Below are 17362 nucleotides of genomic sequence, written 5' to 3'. Positions count from 1 at the left end.
GAGAAACCATGTTTGCATGGGTAACGCTGTTAACGCAGCCGGACTATTTCATTGGCGTGAAGGCGCTGCACCGCTCGCTTAAGCGCAGCGAAACCCGCTGGCCGCTGATTGTCATGGTCACCGACGCCATCGATCTGGAGACGCGTGAAGCGTTGCAGGCGCTGGGCTGCGTGATCCATCCGGTGGATCCGCTGATGCCAAACGCCGAACTGGAGCAGCATTACGCCTCGGCGCAGTTCGGAGAAGTGTGGAGCAAGCTGCGCGCGTGGGAGCTGGTTGATTGTGAGCGCGTAGTATTTCTCGATGCCGACATGCTGGTGCTGCGCAACATGGATGAGCTGTTTACGCTCGATCTGGGCAAGCATGCGCTGGCAGCGTGCCACGCCTGTCGCTGCAATCCCAACAAGATCGCCAGTTATCCCGCCAGCTGGCAGCCAGAGAATTGTCACTATACCTGGCAGGATCGCGGCGAACCGGCACCGTCCACGCTCGATCGCTACCTGAACGGCGGTTTTTTGGTGCTGAAGCCGGATCTGGCGGTGTTTGCGTGGCTGCAGGAGAAAGTGGCGGGCATTACCGATCTGCGCCGCTACCCGTTCTCGGAGCAGGATTTGCTTAATGAAGTGTTCGAGGATCGCTGGCTGCCGCTTTCGTACAAATACAATGCGCTGAAAACCTTGCCGTTCCAGCACAGTAAGACGTGGCGCGAAGATGAAGTGAAGAACCTGCACTTTATTCTGGCGAAGCCGTGGAAACGCGACTTGAATCAGCCTGAATCGGAACGCGACCGCTACTACGCGCTGGATAAGCTATGGTGGGAGTTAGCGGCGGAATAAAAAAAAACAGCGCGATTCGTCGCGCTGTTTCATATGAATTGCCCGTTACTGCGGGCCAGTTCGCCGCGAATGGGTTTCCTACGAAGCTTATGAACGGGTCTTCGCAATGCGCTCAAGCGCGACCTGCGCCAAAAAACCTGAACGGGTTTTGAATTCGGGATGCGTTGCTACGCAGCGGTCAATGCGATCAATCAGCAGTTTTGGCAAGGTTACATTGATTTTCTCGGACCCGCCCAAAATGCGAGTGACATCCACATCAATAAGTACCCAAACATAACCTGCATATTGCGGATCTTTCATCAACGATTTCAATTCAGAAACCGCCGGGATGTCCTGCTCTAATTCTACCAGCAGCTCCAGATGGCCGATAATCGCCTCTTTGGCATTTGTTACCGCCGCTTCCAGCGTATCTCCAGCAGAAAAACAGCCCGGCAAATCCGGCACCGTGACGCCAAATGCCGTGCTTTGGTCGCCCGCCTCAATCGCGATGGGATAGAACATACGTCACCTCTTTCGAATTAATGGACAGTCAGTCCGGCTTGTTTCCTGATACTTTTCACCGTTTTGATCGGCAAATCCTTTTTGGGGTGCGGTATCGTCACCAGCCCTTTTTTTACCGGATGGACAAAATGGTGATGGCTACCGTTTACTCGTATCAGTTCCCAGCCATCGGCCTTGATCTCGGCCATTAATGATCTGCTATCCATGCCATTGCCTTACCGCGTCCTGAAAGCATAAAAAATAACCCCAATAACTCTAAATCGCAAGAAGAGTTATTGGGGTTATCTTTTTCCCAAATAAAAAGGTCGTCATAAATGACGACCTCAAGATGAGTGGTGAATGGAAATTTATTGCGCTTTTGGCTCGCCCATCGCTTTCAACTTCTTCGACAGCTCGCGACGCTCTTTGGAGAGGTCAGCGTTTTTGATGATGTACTCATCAACGCGGTCTTCATAGTCCACACGCATGCTGGCGATAATTTCCTGCACCGCCTCGATGCTCATGCCGGGTTTGATGTATTCACTCAGGTTGTCCAGCAGCAGCACACGTTTCTGGTTATCACGGACTTTCTTCTCGTTATCCACGATTTCGCGCTGCAGTTTGTTTTTACGACGGAACATACGCACAAACTCCAGTACGTCCTGAAATGATTGCTTGGCATTTTCCATGTTGGCACCTTTCTTGAGGCCTGCGTCGGCAGGCGGAATAGTCATAACGTTTAGCTTAGCGGCTTGGCCGCCAGGGTTGCAATTCTCACCGCTAAATTCGGACTGGCGCTTATCTTAGCGCAAAGAAAGGGTGATTCACATTAAGTCCTTGCCTGAGAAAACTATTTACGCAGCGCCAGACGCACTAAATCAGTCATACGCTCCAGCTGACGCGCCTGTTCAAGGCTCAGCCAAACGTAGCCGTAAATCGCCGTGGTTTCGGAACGTCCGCTGCGATTAGCAATCAGCTGCTCCAGTTCCTGGGTGATCTCCTCCAGCGCGTGGCTGTTGGCGGTGATCTGCTCGGTTTCGCCTTTCACCATCAGCGTGGCCAGCGCATTTAGCGTGTCTTCTGTCATCTGCTGGGTGCGGCGCAGCGTAGGCGCGTTGAGCATAATCAAGTGGCTTTCACGCGACGACCACCATGCATCAATTTGCATCTGCATGGTGTTGACCAGATTGCGATTGATGGTTTGGATCGCCTCAAACACCGATTTCGGAATGCGCGTCTCTTTACTCGCCGGCTCCAGCAGCGCGCGCATTTTGATCACGCTGCTCAGCAATTTCTGAAAAGGTTTATTCAGCCGCGGCTTCTCCAGCAAATTGGCGGAGAAGCCGGTGTGATGCAGTTTGGCCATGGCGATAAACGCATCCGATAACTGGATGCGCCAATGCGTATAGGCGCGCTGCGCCCAGATGGCGCTGAACAGCAGCGCCATCAGTGAACCGAGAATCACATCGCCTCCGCGCCACATGGCGATGGTGAAATCCCCGGCCGGTGCGCCAACCACCACGCCGAGCGTGATGCCGATCAGCAGCGCCATGTAGGGATGTTTTCCCAGCGTCAGATAGCCACAGACCACCATCACAACGGCGCACCACACCAGCATCACCGGCAGTGAAAACAGCTCAAGCTTGAGCGCGATCAGGCCAGAAATCAGACCGGCAAAAGTGCCGCTAATGCGCTGCACCACGCGCGGCAGCACGTTGCCCCAGGTGGAAATCGGCCCCATCACGACCACCAGCGTAATCAGAGGCCAGGTGCCTTCGGGAATGTCGGTGAGCCGCACAAACAGGAAACACAGCACAAAGGCGATAGCGATACGCACGCCGTGTACGGTGCGATAGTGGCGGTAGAACCAGAACTCAATCTGCGAGATGGGCTTGTCAGCGCGTAACATGGTTGTCCGGGAACGCTAAAAATTTGCGCGCTATGTTACCCTGGGCACGGCTGCATCATCAGGGTCGAACGCAATTATTTTTCAGGTTTTGCTGAAATACAACATGGATATTACATCAGGTTTTCTCAATAGAAACATTGATGTAACGCAGCGTGTTTGGTGCGTGCATTAAAACGGTTGCCATGAATGGCGATCGGAAAATCATGTCATCGTACACCAGCACACCTTTCTGGTCTGCAACGCCAACAGCGATTGTGTCATCATCGCCGCATCACGGCGACGATGATGACGCGGAAAGACGCGACAGATTACAGTTTCTGTTTCACGTAATCGCTGATGCGCGTAATGATGCCTGCCTCTTCCACCGCTTGCAGCGCGTAGAGCGGATAGCTGGCCAACTGCTTATCTTTGTCCATCACCTGAATTTCGCCAATCTGCTCGCCCGCTTTCAGCGGCGCTTCCAGATCTTTGCGATCAATAACGTATTTCGCCATCACGTTGGCCACTTCGGTGCGCGGCAGCGACAGGTAGATATCCTGCGTGGTGCCGACATCGACCTTATGCGGATTGCCGTACCAGACGTTTTCGCTACCGATTTTTTTGCCTGCGTGGAACAGTTGCACGGTATCAAAGCTGTTTTGGCCCCACACCAGCAGCTTGCGCGCCTGATCTTCACGCCCTTTCGGGCTCTTGCCGCCCATGATCACCGCAATCAGGCGATGACGTCCGACGACGTTGGAAGCGATGATGTTAAAACCGGCGCTTTCGGTGTGGCCGGTTTTCAGCCCATCGACGTGCAGATTTTGATCCCACAGCAAGCCGTTGCGGTTGTTTTGGGTGATGCCGTTCCACGTCAGGGTTTTCTCCCCGTACATGGCGTAGAAATCGGGCTCGCCGCTGATGATGGCGCGCGACAGCACCGCCAGATCGCGTGCGGTGGTGTGCTGGCCCGGCGCATCGAGGCCGTGCACGGTTTCAAAATGGGTGTGCGACAGGCCGAGTTTCTGCACGTAGCTGTTCATCATGGTGACGAAGCTGCTTTCGCTGCCGGCCACGTGGTCCGCCAGCGCTACGCAGGCATCGTTACCAGAATCGATGATCACGCCGCGCATCAGGTCGCGCACCGTGACCTGATCGCCCGGCTTGAGGAACATCAGCGAGGAGCCTTTGAACACCGGATTGCCTGCGCCCCACGCATCTTTGCCGATAGTGACTTTGTCATCGCGGCTGATTTTATTCTGATCGATAGCGCGATCCACGACATAGCCGGTCATCAGTTTGGTCAGGCTGGCCGGGTTACGCTCTTCATCCGGATTGCCAGCGGTGAGAATTTGTCCGGTGGTGGCGTCCATCAACACCCATGAAGCCGCATCAATCGGCGGGGGTGTCAGGGGAAATGGCATGCTGTCGTCAGCCTGCGCCCACGATGCCCAAATAATTATTCCAGATACAGTTACCAGCAGACGCCTTTTCAACACTTCTTCCTCAAAATCAAAAAATGAATTTACCGCCGCACGTTTTACGGCAAATAGCGCTTACAGATCTGAATAAATTGAAAAAAAGTATGAACTGCGCATAAATGCTGCGCGCCTGCTCGCAGCGAGGATGATCGAGGTTGTACTGCTACCCATGGACGACTATCCTGTGCGTTGATTCTCCATTGCCAGGATAACGCCGTGCCCGCCTCTGAGTTCACCTTCTTATTCCACGATTATGAAACCTTCGGTAAAAGCCCGTCGCTGGACCGTCCGGCGCAGTTCGCGGGCCTGCGTACCGATAAAGAATTCAATGCAGTAGGTGAACCGCAGGTGTTTTATTGCCAGCCAGCCGACGATTATCTGCCGCAGCCGGAAGCGGTGATGATCACCGGCATTACGCCGCAAACCGCCAAAGCGCGCGGCGTGACCGAGGCGGCGTTTGCCGAACGCATTCATGGCCTGTTTAGCGAGCCGCAAACCTGTGTGATTGGTTACAACAATGTGCGTTTTGATGATGAAGTGACGCGCAATATCTTCTATCGCAACTTCTTTGATCCTTATGGCTGGAGCTGGCAGAACGGCAATTCGCGCTGGGATTTACTCGATGTGATGCGCGCCTGCTACGCGCTGCGTCCGGAAGGCATTGAGTGGCCGGAGAATGACGATGGCTTCCCCAGCTTCAAGCTGGAGCATCTCACTAAGGCCAACGGCGTAGCGCACGAACAGGCGCACGATGCGATGTCCGACGTTTATGCCACGCTGGCGATGGCAAAACTGGTAAAAGAGAAGCAGCCGAAGCTGTTTGAGTTTCTGTTTACCCATCGCAACAAACAGAAACTGATGACGCTGATTGATATCCCGCAGATGAAACCGCTGGTGCACGTCTCCGGCATGTTCGGTGCGGCGCGCGGTAACACCAGCTGGATTGTGCCGCTGGCGTGGCATCCGGATAACCGTAACGCGCTGATTGTCGCCGATTTGGCCGGTGATATGTCGCCGCTGCTGACGCTGGAATCTGACGAACTGCGCGAGCGTTTATATACCCGCCACAGCGATTTGGGCGATCTGCCTGCGGTGCCGATCAAGCTGGTGCACATTAATAAGTGTCCGGTGCTGGCGCCTGCCAGCACGCTGCGTCCGGAAGATGCCGCGCGCCTCAACATCGATCGTCAGCAGTGCCTTGCAAACCTCAAGCTGCTGCGTGACCACGCGGAAGTGCGTGAGAAAGTGGTGGCGCTGTTTGCCGACGCCGAGCCGTTTACCCCGTCAGATGATGTTGACGCGCAGTTGTATGACGGTTTCTTTAGCGATGCCGATCGCGCTGGCATGAATATCATCCGCCAGACGCCGCCGCAGAACTTACCGGCGCTGGATTTGACCTTCGACGACAAGCGCATTGCTAAATTGTTGTTCCGTTACCGTGCGCGCAACTTCCCCGGCACCCTGGATGACGCCGAACAGCAGCGCTGGTTGCAGCATCGCCGCGAAGCGCTGAATGCCGAGCGCGTGCAGGCGTTCTTGCTGGAGCTGGAGTCGCTGGCGAGTTTGCATGAGGGGAATACGGAGAAGATGGCGCAGCTGAAGGCGCTGTATTTGTATGCGCAGGAGCTGGTGTCTTAGTTCTCTGCGATTTGATGCCCTCACCCCGGCCCTCTCCCACAGGGAGAGGGAGACGCTGCCAAATGCTGGCGTGAGCGCTCGATCGGTTCCCTCTCCCTGTGGGAGAGGGTTAGGGTGAGGGAAAACCCTTAAATCATCCCCCACACCAGCCACGTCAATGCGAAACCGCTCAGCCCCATCACCGTCGTCAATACCGTCCAGGTCTTCAGACCATCGGCCACTGACAAGCCCAGATAGCGCGTCACCACCCAAAAACCCGCATCATTGACGTGCGACAAACCTAACCCACCGAAACAGGCCGCCAGCGTCACCAACACGCGCTGCATATCCGTTACATCGCCCACCGCCTGGCTTAACAAGCCGCTGGTGGTCAGAATCGCCACCGTTGCCGACCCCTGCGAAGCACGCAGCGCCAGCGACAGAATAAAGGCCGCCGGAACTAATGGCAGATGCAAGGTTTCCAGCGTCAACGCCAGCGCTTTGCCCACGCCCGATTCCACCAGCACCTTACCAAACGCACCGCCCGCGCCCGCCACCAGAATCACGCTGGCGGAGCTGGGAATCGCACGTCCGGTGAGATCTTCCAGTTTCTCTTTGCTCCAGCCGCGACGCACACCAAGCAGCCATGCCGCCAGTCCCAGCGCAATCAGCAACGCAATGGCTGGCGTACCGATCACCGTCATCACCGCACGCAGCTTGCTGCCTTCAGCCAGCGTGGTATGCGCGACGGTGCCCATGACGATCAACAGAATCGGCACAACAATCAGACCGGTAATGGTCAGTGCACCCGGCGCTGGCGCGTCGTTCTTCGGCTTGCCTTCCGGCTTCGCCAGCTGCAGCTGTTCTAATACATCAACGGAAAGATGATATTGGCGCAGGTTCATCGCTTTCGCGACGTAATAACCGACGATACCCACCGGAATCGAGATCAGGATACCGAGCATCATCAGCCAGCCCATATCAGTGTGCAGAATGCCCGCCGCCGCCGCCGCGCCGGGATGGGTTGGCAGCGCCACATGCACCGTCAGCATCACGCCCGCCATCGGCAAGCCAAACTTCAGCGGTGACACGCGCGCCACTTTGGTGAAGCCATAAATCAGCGGTATCACGATGATAAAGCCGACTTCGAAGAACACCGGAATGCCGAGGATAAACGCCGCCATGGTCAGCGCCGCCACGGTCCGCTTGATACCCAGCGATTTACTGAAGCGTTGTGCCAGCGACTCGGCACCGCCCGAGGCTTCAATCACTGCGCCGAGCATCGCCCCCAGCACGATGATAATGGTGATATGCCCCAGCAAGTTACCCATCCCGCTAAAGATGGTTTCCATAATTTTGTCGGCTGGAATGCCGGTCGCAATCGCCACCAGCAAGCTGACAATCAGCAGCGCCACGAAGGGGTGAACTTTGGTTTTAATCACCAGCAGCAGCAAGATCACAATGCTGGCGGTAGCAATGGCTAACAACAACGCGGTAGACATGATAATCCTCTGATTTAATTAGTATAGTTTGGGTACAGCTCTATCTGGTATTGACGAATTCAGGTATGACTTACCCAGCACAGTGCTGAAAATCCCTGTGCTGGGTGGTTAAAAAAATTTATTTAGCGTAAGGCGCGAACCAGTCGAGGCCGGCTTCAGTGCGGCCGCGCGGGATGTATTCACATCCCACCCAACCGTCGTAACCCACTTCATCCAGCAGGTCGAACAGATAGGAATAGTTGATCTCGCCCTCATCCGGCTCGTGGCGATGCGGCGCAGAGGCGATCTGGATATGGCGATAACGACCAGCGTATTCACGAATCAGATGCGTCAGATTGCCGTCCACCAGCTGTGCATGGAACAGATCGAGCTGAGTAAAGACGTTGGCACGATCGATACGCGCCATCATCGCCAGCGTCTGATACTGGCTGGCGTAGAGATAATTCGGTTTAGTGACTGGATTAAGTGCTTCCAGCAGCAGGCGAATGCCGTGCGGCGCAAAACGCTCGGCGGCATAATGCATATTACGCACGAAAGTCTCTTCATAGGCTGCACGATCGGCACCGTTTGGCACCGTTGCCGCCATCACATGCACCTGCCGGCAGTTGAGTGCCAGCGCATACTCCAGCGCCCGATCGATATCGGCACGCGCTTCCTGTTCACGGCCCGGAATGGCGGAAACGCCCCACTCGCCCGCCTGCACGTTGCCTGCAGCGGTGTTAAACAGCACCAGTTCCAGCTGATGTTTTTCCAGCTCGGCTTTAATCACCTTGGCCGGAAAGTCATACGGGAACAGGAATTCAACGGCGCGAAAACCGGCGTTGGCCGCGGCGGCAAAGCGTTCGATAAACGGCAACTCACCGAACTGCGTAGATAGATTGGCTGCAAACTTAGGCATTAAACATTCCTCAATTCCGCGACTTCGCTATCGGTCAGATAACGAATCGAGCGGTCACCGAGCGTAAACATCAGGCGCGCGGTCTCTTCCAGTTCTTCAGTGTTATTGGCAGCTTCGCGCAGGGATTTGCCCACCACCACCGGACCATGATTGGCCAGCAGGAAGGCGTTATAACGCGAGGCCAGATTGGCCAGATCGTCTGCCAGGCGCTGATCGCCCGGCTTGTAATACGGCACCACCGGCACATCGCCGACGCGCATCACCACATACGGCGTGAACGGACGAATACAGTTTTCGCTGTCGAGATTGTTCAGGCAGGAGAGCGCCGTCAAATAGTGGCTGTGCAGATGCACCACCGCTTTGCACGCGGGATTGTTCAGATAGAGCGCGCGGTGAAAAGCCACCTCTTTCGAGGGCTTGTCGCCGGAGATCCATTCGCCCTGAATCGTCACTTTCGACAGGCGATCGGCCTGCAGTTCGCCGAGGCAGGAGCCGGTTGGCGTCGCCAGCAAGTTGCCATCCTCCAGCAGCAGCGACAAATTGCCCGCTGAACCGGTGGCGTAACCGCGCTGAAAGAAGGACGCGCCGAGCTGTACCATTTCTTCGCGTGCTTGTTGTTCCGTCATGCTGAATACTCCTGTTGTGCGCGGGCAAAGAACTGTTCGTCGCCAAAGTTGCCTGATTTCAGCGCCAGCGACAGCGGCTGATGGATATCGCGTACCCACGGCACGCCCGGTGAAATCATCGGGCCAATGTGGAATGCGGTAACGCCAAGGCTTTGTGCCACCACGCCCGAGGTTTCACCGCCAGCAACGATGAAGCGCTGCCAGCCACGGGTTTTCAGTTCACGGGTTACCGCAGCAAACAGCTTTTCAACCGCTTCACTGCTGCGCGCCGCGCCGTATTGCTGCTGAATGGCTTGCAGCTGCTGCGCATCGGCGGTAGCAAACAGCAAGGGCGCCAGATCGGGCTGATGATGCGCTGCAACCCAGTCACAGAGTTCCTGCGCATAGCTTTCGGCGTTATCGAGGCAGCGCTCCACCAGCACTTCATGCGAGGGCGCTTGCTGACGATACGCCTGCACCTGACGGTTGGTCATTTGCGAGCAGGAGCCTGAGATCACCACCGCGCGATCGCCTTGTGGGCGCCCGGCGTGTTCAGCATCGCTGTTCTGCTGCTGCGTTGCCCAGGCGCGGGCGATACCGATCGCCAGGCCTGAACCGCCGGTCACCAGGCGCGTCTGTTTTAGCGCTTCGCCCTGCGTCAGCAGATGCTGCTCGTGCAGCGCATCCATCACCACATAGTTGATGCCCTGCGCTTTCAGGGTATCCAGCTGCGCACGCACCGCATCAGCACCTTGATCCAATTGCGCGGCGTTGATCACTGCGGCCTGGCCTTTGGCCTGGCGCGTCATCAAACGCACCAGATTGCTATCGGTCATTGGCGTTACCGGATGATGGCGCATGCCCGATTCAGACAGCAGCTGATCGGCGACAAAAAGATAGCCTTGATACACCGTACGACCGTTAACCGGCAGCGACGGCGAGATCACCGTTTGCGTTTCGCCCAACGCCGCCAACAGCGCATCAGTCACCGGGCCGATATTGCCCTGCTCGGTGCTGTCAAAGGTGGAGCAATATTTGAAATAGAAACGATCGCAGCCCTGCTGTTGCAGCCACTGCAGCGCCGCCAGAGACTGATCGATCGCCTGCTGTGCCGGGCATGAGCGTGATTTCAGGCTGATAACAATCGCCTGCGCGCTCAGCGCGTCATGACTTTCCGGCACGCCGTTGAACTGGATGGTCGGCAGACCGTTCTGCACCAGAAAACTGGCGATGTCGGTTGCGCCGGTAAAATCGTCTGCAATAACGCCTAAACGCATGATTATTGCTCCTTCGCCTGCGGCAGCGTGATGCCGCTGAAGATCTTGATCACTGCGCTGTCATCTTCACGACCGTGGCCGGCGTTGCTGGCTTCGGTAAACATATTGAGCGCAGTAGAAGCCAGCGGCAGCGGGAAGTGCAGCGACTTGGCGGTATCCGCCACCAGATTGAGATCTTTAACGAAGATATCGACCGCTGATTTCGGCGAGTAATCGCCATCCACCACGTGACGCATGCGGTTCTCGAACATCCATGAGTTACCGGCGGCGTTGGTCACCACGTCATACATGGTGTCGAGCGGGATTCCAGCGCGCGCGGCGAGCGCCATCGCTTCAGCGCCCACAGCAATGTGCACGCCCGCCAGCAACTGGTGAATGATTTTTACGGTTGAGCCGAGACCGATTTCGCTGCCCACGCGATAGACTTTCGCCGCCACCGCATCCAGCACAGGCTTGAGCAGGGCAAAAGCTTCATCGCTGCCGGACGCCATTACCGTCATTTCGCCAACTGCAGCTTTGGCTGCGCCGCCGGAAACCGGTGCATCCAGCATCAGCAACTGATGCTGCGCCAGCTGTTGTTCAATCGCCTGCGCATCCTGTGAAGAGATGGTAGAAGAGACCATGACCACGGTGCCGGGCTTGAGCTGCGCCGCCACGCCGTTTTCACCGAACAGGATTGCTTTAACCTGCGCGGCATTCACCACAAGCAGCAGCACCGCATCGAGTTCAGCGGCAAAGCGGGCAGCGGAGGTTTGCGCATCACGTGCACCGGCCTGACGCAGGGTTTCCAGCGCCTGCGGATTGAGATCAACACCCCAGGTATTTAATCCTGCACGGATGCAAGACTGCGCTGCACCCATGCCCATGGAACCTAAACCAATCACGCCGATGTTATTCACGGTTGCTGACATAGCAAACCTCCATTGTTAATTTAAGTGATAATTTGTTCATTGGTGTTAAGTCTGCCGCAGTCAGTGGCGAATAAACGTGCGTGATATCACAAAAATTAACTTATGCGCGCAAGGATTAACATGGATTCACAGCCGGAGGTCAGCGCTTCGAAGTCAGTCCAGATGGGATTTCTGCTTAGATTACGGCGAGATAAATTGTGCTGCGGGCTGTGAATCGATGATCTACAATGTGAAAAAATGATAATTCAGGGAGAGCAAGGTGATTCCGGTTGAACGTCATCAACAAATTTTAGCGCTGGTGGGCGAACGCGGCGTGGTTAGCATTGCCGAGCTCACTGAGCGCTTGGGTGTGTCGCATATGACGATACGTCGCGATGTGCAGAAGCTGGAAGAGCAAGGTGCGGTATTGTCTGTTTCGGGCGGCGTGCGCTCGGCGGATCGTCTGGCGGCGGAGCCGTCGCATCTGGCGAAAACCAATATGTATAGCGGCGAGAAGATGGCGATTGGGCAGTATGCCGCGCGTCATATTCCGCGTAATAGCTGCATCTATCTCGATGCCGGCACTACCACACTGGCGCTGGCGCGCGAGTTGCTTGAGCGTGATGACTTGCTGGTGGTGACCAACGATTTCGTGATTGCGCGCCTGCTGATGGAGAGCAGCGGCTGCAAGCTGATTCACACCGGCGGTACGGTGTGTCGTGAGAACCGATCCAGCGTCGGTGAAGCGGCGGCCAGAAGTTTGCGCCAGCTGGCGATTGATATCGCGTTTATCTCCGCGTCCTGCTGGGGCCCGCGCGGGCTGTTTACGCCGGATGAGGATAAGGTGCCGGTGAAGCTGGCGGCGAGCGATGTGAGTAGTAAACGCGTGTTGTTAAGCGACAGTTCGAAGTACAACAAGATTGCGACGCATCTGGCGTTGCCGCTGGAGCGGTTTGATACCTTGATTACCGATGCGGGGTTGAGTAAAGCGGGACGCGAGGCGTTGAGTGCGGGGCGTTGGGAGTTGGTGTTGGCGGGATAGTGCGTGCTGTTCCCGGTCGGTGCTCGCTGTCCCCCATCCCGGCCTTCCCCCGCTAGCGGGGGAAGGAGACGCTGCCACATGCAGCTTCAGAACTCACATATGGCAGCATCTTCCTCCCCCATTTATGGGGGAGGACCGAGGAGGGGGACAGCGACGTCGATCAAATCACACTTCTTCGCTGAACTGCGGAACCGGGTTGCGGAAGGTGCGGGTCACAAAGGCGAGGTAAATAATACCAATCGCAGCCCACACCAGGCCGAGCACCATGGAGGTCTCTTCCAGGTTAATCCACAACGCACCCACCGTCAGGGCACCCATTACCGGCAGCACCAGATAGTTGATGTGATCTTTCAGCGTCTTGTTACGCTTCTCACGGATCCAGAACTGCGCAATCACCGACAGGTTTACAAAGGTGAACGCCACCAGCGCACCGAAGTTAATCAGCGCAGTTGCGGTTACCAGGTCGAAGTTGATCGCCATCAGCGCGACCGCGCCCACCAGCAGCACGTTCAGTGACGGCGTGCGGTATTTCGGGTGCACGAAGCCAAAGAAACGCTGCGGGAACACGCCATCGCGGCCCATCACGTACATCAGACGTGAAACGCCTGCGTGCGCGGCCATACCGGATGCCAGCACCGTCACCACCGAGAAGATCAGGATGCCAATTTGCAGCGCTTTACCCGCCACGAACAGCATGATCTCTGGCTGTGAAGAGTCCGGATTCTGGAAACGCGAGATGTCCGGGAAGTACAGCTGCAGGAAGTAAGAAACACCGATAAAGATCACACCACCAATCAGCGCGGTGAGGAAAATTGCGCGCGGGATCGTGCGTTCAGCATCTTTGGTCTCTTCTGACAGCGAACTGATACCGTCAAAACCAAGAAACGAGAAGCAGAGAATGGTCGCACCGGTAATCATCGGGACTACGTGCGCATTCTCAGACCAGAACGGTCTGCTGCTGGTCAATGTCCCCTCGCCAACACCGTGTGCCACACCGTAAACCACCATACCGGTAATCACTACCATCACTACCACCTGCAGCACCACGATCACGCTGTTGAAGTTGGCAACGGTTTTGATTCCACGCAGGTTGGAGATGGTCATAAAGGCCACCAGCAGCACCACGAAAATCCACGACGGAATGCCCGGCACCAGCGTCTCAAAGTAGCTTTTCGCCAGCAGGATGTTGATCATCGGCATGAACAAGTAGTCCAGCAGTGATGACCAGCCAACCATAAAGCCGACGTGCGGACTGATTGCCTTCTGAGCATAGGTGTAAGCGGAGCCCGCAGATGGGAAGCGGCGTACCAGCTTGCCGTAGCTCACGGCAGTAAACAGAATCGCGATCAGGGCGAAAGCATAAGCGGTGGCGACGTGGCCGTCGGTCAATCCAGACACGATTCCGAAGGTATCAAACAGGGTCATTGGCTGCATATACGCCAGGCCCATCATGACAACCGGGATCAGGGTCAGAGATTTTTTCAGGTGTGCACGCTGAGGTGCGGCAGAGGTGTTAAGCGACATTGTTCAGGCCCCCGCAGACGACAACCGCGATCGGTTGGGCTACAGGGCTACTGCGCAATTTGCTGCAGTGAGAAGTGATATTAGTGTTTACGATTGTCGCGGCGCCGTAGTCATCACGGAAGCGAGAACCAGCCTGCGCTGGTGCAATGTTAAACAGTCCCATCTTTGTTTTCCTCAAATCTCACGCACAAGCGTGTTTGTCAGTATCTATCTATCCGGATGCGTGTCCGGCCTCGTGTGAATGTCAGTGAGTACATCATGCAAAAAAATAACCGACGCGGTTAACGTCGGTTAGTTCTCATTTTGCAGGGCGCGTATTTTGCCCCAACTTATGCCATCGGCACAAGACGTTAGATCAATTCTTCCGGCACTCAGGCATTCTTGAGCATCCAGTCGATTTCCGTCGAGGTGATTAAGCGCTCAAACTGCATCAGTTCGTACTGTTTGCAGCTGTGCCACACCCCGCTAAAACGCTCGCCCAGCAGCTTTTGCAGCGGATAGCTATTCTCGAATTCATACAGCGCATCACTCTGCCGAATCGGTAATGCCAGCCCTTCGGCTTCATGTCCATTGCCCTGCACCGCATGCGGTAAAGGTAGCTGATTATCCAGACCGTGCAAGATACCGGCAAGAATTGTTGACACCACCAGATAGGGATTTGCATCCGCACCGGCCACGCGATACTCGATGCGATGGTTATCCGCATCGCCACAAGGCACACGCAGCGCAACCGTGCGGTTGTTATGTCCCCATGACGCCTGCAGCGGTACATAGGCTTCCGGCAGGAAGCGGCGATAGGCGTTCACGTTCGGCGCCAGCAGCGCCATCGAAGCCGGCATTAAATCGATCATGCCCGCCAGCGCGCGTTTCATCAGCGGTGAATCGCTGCCGTCATCAAGCGCGAAAGCGTTGTGGTCGGCGGCATCCAGCATGCTGATGTGCACATGCATGCCGCTGCCTGCGTACTCTTCATAAGGCTTGGCCATGAAAGTGGCGGTCATGCCGTGATTTTCCGCCACCTGACGCACTAGCCGTTTCAGCTGAATAGCGTGATCGCAGGCTTTCAGCACGTCGCGCGTGTGATGCAGGTTGATTTCGAACTGGCCGGGCGACGCTTCCGCCAGCGCGCCATCGGCGGGAATGCCTTGCAGCCTGGCCAGATGGTCGATGTCCCGCAGTACGTCGGCGAAGTGATCGAGATTATCCACCGAATACACCTGGCTCTGCATATTGCGTTCGTCACTGCCCGGCGAGCACGGCGGCTGAATGAAGCCCTCCGCATCACGCTTTTTATCCACCAGATAGAACTCCAGCTCTACCGCTACCACCGGGAACAATCCTCGATTACGCAGCTGTTGCCACAGTCGATTGAGGACATTACGGGGTTCAACGTCAAAGGGAGTGCCATCTTGGTTACACATGGTCAGCAACAGCTGAGCGATGTGCGTGGGATCGGCGGCAGAAGGAATCAAGGTGCCGGGCACCGGCATGCAGAGGTGGTCGGGTTCGCCCAGTGACTGACCCAGTCCGGCGTCTTCGACGGTGTTACCGAGAATATCCATAGCGAAAACCGAGGCCGGGAAGTAACACCCTTTTTCCAGTTTTGCCAATGCGGAGATGGGAATGCGTTTACCGCGAAATACCCCATTTAAATCATTAAGAAGAATATCGACATACTGCGTTTCAGGATGGCGTTCCAGCCAGGTTTTGACCTCCAGCTGGAACGCGCTTGTTCGCTTCTCTTCACTGTGTCGCGTGAAGTCTTCTACTTCTACGAGGTTCGTCATGATCCCACCCGCCCTTTACCGTTTAATATTGGTGCGCGCAATGCTCAAAATAACAGCCACTCCACTAACATAGCGCTAACGCAAAAAGTGTGCAAATGTAACAATTCTGTTTGAGGAATGAACGATCGGTTGCTAGATTGACAAAATATTGCACACTTTTAAGGCCAGCCGCGCATTTCCGGCGAAAATATTGAACAGCAACGCGGAGACGTTATGGGCATTATTTTTGACAAGCCCTTGATTGGCGTAGTGATGTGCCAGAACTTTATTGGCAGCCACGTAGGGCAAACGGTTCACAACAAATATCTCGACGCTATCGTGCTTGCCGGTGGCGTGCCGCTGCCATTACCGCATCAACTGATGCAGGCACCTCATCTATTAGAAAACAGTATGACCGTGCTGGATGGCATTTTGCTGACCGGCAGCCCCAGCAACATCGAACCCTGGCATTACGGCGCAGACGGTAAAGAGGCGCATGCCGATCCGGCGCGCGATCGCCTCGCCTTTGGGCTCATCACCCATGCGATGGGTAAAAAGATGCCGATGTTCGGTATCTGTCGCGGTTTGCAGGAGCTGGTGGTCGCTAATGGCGGTGCGCTGCATCGCCAGCTGCATATGACACATCTGTTTCAGGAGCATCGCGAAAACGACGCGCTGCCGCTGGATGAGCAATACGCGCCGGTACATACCGTGCAGCCAGAAGTGGATGGCATGCTGAGCCAACTGCTCGGCAGCGCCGAACCATTTGCTGTCAACTCGCTGCACGGGCAAGGCATCCGTGAAACCGGTCCGCAGCTGCGTGTCGAAGCGCGCGCGCCCGATGGGCTGGTTGAAGCCGTAAGCCTGCCAAAGCACCCTTTTGCCCTTGCGGTGCAATGGCATCCGGAATGGCACTCCGATCGCGATCCGGTCTCGCGCCGTTTGTTTGAGGCTTTTATCCACGCCGCTGTCTGTTATCACAAGGAAAAACAGCCATGAATGATGCCACTCTGGCACCCGGACGTCGCTTATCGCAGATCCGGCAGGAGTTGGGATTGTCTCAGCGTCGCGTCGCTGAGTTATCAGGTTTAACGCACAGCGCCATTAGCACCATTGAACAGGACAAAGTGAGCCCGGCCGTCAGCACCTTACAGAAGCTGCTGAAAGTTTACGGGCTTTCGCTCTCAGAGTTTTTCTCCGAACCCAAAATCAATGCCACGCCGCGGGTGATTGTGCGCCCGGAAGAGTGCGTGGAGATCGGCAGCCTTGGCGTATCGCTGATGCTGATCGATAACGGTGCCGCACGACGCGCGCTGGCGATGCTACTGGAGCGTTATGAACCCGGCGCCAGCACCGGCGAGAAGTTACGCCATCCCGGCGAGGAAACCGGCACCGTGCTGGAAGGGGAAATCATGCTGGTGGTCAACGGCCAGAGTTACCATCTCTATCGCGGTGAAAGCTATGTGATTGATACCGGCTTGCCGCACAGTTTTACCAATACCTCAGATCAGCCGTGTCGCATTGTTAGCGCGCATACGCCCGCCAATTTCTAAGGT

Annotated in this window: 17 protein-coding genes; 5 read left to right on the top strand and 12 right to left on the bottom strand. The window is 56.0% G+C overall.

Annotation, left to right across the window (positions count from 1 at the left end; genetic code table 11):
* The first annotated feature begins 8 nt into the window (after window positions 1-8).
* Window positions 9-836: a glycosyltransferase family 8 protein gene (locus Q3H59_RS07360; protein ID WP_192411558.1), complete on the top strand. Its 828-nt coding sequence runs from the start codon at window positions 9-11 to the stop codon at window positions 834-836.
* 87 nt (window positions 837-923) lie between these two features.
* Here the strand turns inward: Q3H59_RS07360 and Q3H59_RS07355 are convergent, their stop codons facing one another.
* From Q3H59_RS07355 to dacD, 5 genes are all read right to left on the bottom strand, one after another.
* The gene (locus Q3H59_RS07355; RefSeq protein ID WP_101763410.1) at window positions 924-1337 is read right to left on the bottom strand and encodes a type II toxin-antitoxin system HicB family antitoxin; all 414 of its coding nucleotides are present in this window, start codon (window positions 1335-1337) and stop codon (window positions 924-926) included.
* A 17-nt stretch (window positions 1338-1354) separates the two neighbouring features.
* Window positions 1355-1543: a type II toxin-antitoxin system HicA family toxin gene (locus tag Q3H59_RS07350; RefSeq protein ID WP_007891008.1), complete on the bottom strand. Its 189-nt coding sequence runs from the start codon at window positions 1541-1543 to the stop codon at window positions 1355-1357.
* A 141-nt stretch (window positions 1544-1684) separates the two neighbouring features.
* The gene (gene tmaR, locus Q3H59_RS07345) at window positions 1685-2005 is read right to left on the bottom strand and encodes a PTS system regulator TmaR (RefSeq protein ID WP_008110563.1); all 321 of its coding nucleotides are present in this window, start codon (window positions 2003-2005) and stop codon (window positions 1685-1687) included.
* Between the two features lie 161 nt (window positions 2006-2166).
* Entirely contained in the window at window positions 2167-3225 is a 1059-nt protein-coding gene (locus tag Q3H59_RS07340; protein WP_101763409.1) for an FUSC family protein, read from the bottom strand.
* A 308-nt stretch (window positions 3226-3533) separates the two neighbouring features.
* A complete protein-coding gene (gene dacD, locus Q3H59_RS07335; RefSeq protein ID WP_192233442.1) occupies window positions 3534-4700 on the bottom strand; it encodes a serine-type D-Ala-D-Ala carboxypeptidase DacD in 1167 nt (388 codons plus the stop codon).
* Between the two features lie 201 nt (window positions 4701-4901).
* Between dacD and sbcB the strand changes: the two genes are divergently transcribed.
* A complete protein-coding gene (gene sbcB / locus Q3H59_RS07330) occupies window positions 4902-6323 on the top strand; it encodes an exodeoxyribonuclease I (protein ID WP_101763407.1) in 1422 nt (473 codons plus the stop codon).
* A 128-nt stretch (window positions 6324-6451) separates the two neighbouring features.
* On the opposite strand, the gene Q3H59_RS07325 is transcribed toward sbcB, so the two are convergent.
* The 5 genes from Q3H59_RS07325 to ltnD all read right to left on the bottom strand — a co-directional run bounded on the left by Q3H59_RS07325 (window position 6452) and on the right by ltnD (window position 11495).
* Window positions 6452-7804 (bottom strand): GntP family transporter, encoded by a 1353-nt coding sequence (locus Q3H59_RS07325; RefSeq protein WP_309834063.1) that lies wholly within the window; start codon window positions 7802-7804, stop codon window positions 6452-6454.
* 118 nt (window positions 7805-7922) lie between these two features.
* Window positions 7923-8702 carry an HPr family phosphocarrier protein gene (locus Q3H59_RS07320; RefSeq protein ID WP_309834061.1) on the bottom strand — a complete coding sequence of 260 codons (780 nt, stop codon included), beginning with the start codon at window positions 8700-8702 and terminating at the stop codon, window positions 7923-7925.
* Complete coding sequence (locus tag Q3H59_RS07315; RefSeq protein ID WP_101763404.1) at window positions 8702-9328, bottom strand: aldolase; 627 nt, start codon at window positions 9326-9328, stop codon at window positions 8702-8704. The genes Q3H59_RS07320 and Q3H59_RS07315 overlap by 1 nt, the downstream gene beginning before the upstream one ends.
* Complete coding sequence (gene otnK, locus Q3H59_RS07310) at window positions 9325-10584, bottom strand: 3-oxo-tetronate kinase (RefSeq protein ID WP_309834058.1); 1260 nt, start codon at window positions 10582-10584, stop codon at window positions 9325-9327. Before otnK ends, Q3H59_RS07315 begins: the two co-directional genes overlap by 4 nt.
* A 2-nt stretch (window positions 10585-10586) precedes the next feature.
* Window positions 10587-11495: an L-threonate dehydrogenase gene (gene ltnD, locus Q3H59_RS07305; RefSeq protein WP_101763402.1), complete on the bottom strand. Its 909-nt coding sequence runs from the start codon at window positions 11493-11495 to the stop codon at window positions 10587-10589.
* 259 nt (window positions 11496-11754) lie between these two features.
* Between ltnD and ygbI the strand changes: the two genes are divergently transcribed.
* Window positions 11755-12516, top strand: coding sequence for a DNA-binding transcriptional repressor YgbI (ygbI, locus tag Q3H59_RS07300; protein WP_309834055.1), 762 nt, complete (start codon window positions 11755-11757; stop codon window positions 12514-12516).
* Between the two features lie 165 nt (window positions 12517-12681).
* Here the strand turns inward: ygbI and Q3H59_RS07295 are convergent, their stop codons facing one another.
* Window positions 12682-14040 (bottom strand): APC family permease, encoded by a 1359-nt coding sequence (locus tag Q3H59_RS07295; RefSeq protein WP_101763400.1) that lies wholly within the window; start codon window positions 14038-14040, stop codon window positions 12682-12684.
* 371 nt (window positions 14041-14411) lie between these two features.
* Window positions 14412-15827, bottom strand: coding sequence for a glutamine synthetase family protein (locus tag Q3H59_RS07290; protein WP_405041645.1), 1416 nt, complete (start codon window positions 15825-15827; stop codon window positions 14412-14414).
* A 213-nt stretch (window positions 15828-16040) separates the two neighbouring features.
* Here Q3H59_RS07290 and puuD point away from each other — a divergent pair, with 213 nt between their 5' ends.
* A complete protein-coding gene (gene puuD / locus Q3H59_RS07285; protein ID WP_309834052.1) occupies window positions 16041-16805 on the top strand; it encodes a gamma-glutamyl-gamma-aminobutyrate hydrolase in 765 nt (254 codons plus the stop codon).
* Window positions 16802-17359 (top strand): HTH-type transcriptional regulator PuuR, encoded by a 558-nt coding sequence (gene puuR, locus Q3H59_RS07280; RefSeq protein ID WP_277973779.1) that lies wholly within the window; start codon window positions 16802-16804, stop codon window positions 17357-17359. Before puuD ends, puuR begins: the two co-directional genes overlap by 4 nt.
* Window positions 17360-17362 lie beyond the last annotated feature (3 nt).

It is taken from the genome of Pantoea sp. SORGH_AS_0659 (genome assembly GCF_031453915.1).
GTDB lineage: Bacteria > Pseudomonadota > Gammaproteobacteria > Enterobacterales > Enterobacteriaceae > Pantoea > Pantoea leporis.
This window is presented reverse-complemented; position numbering and strand designations above follow the sequence as displayed.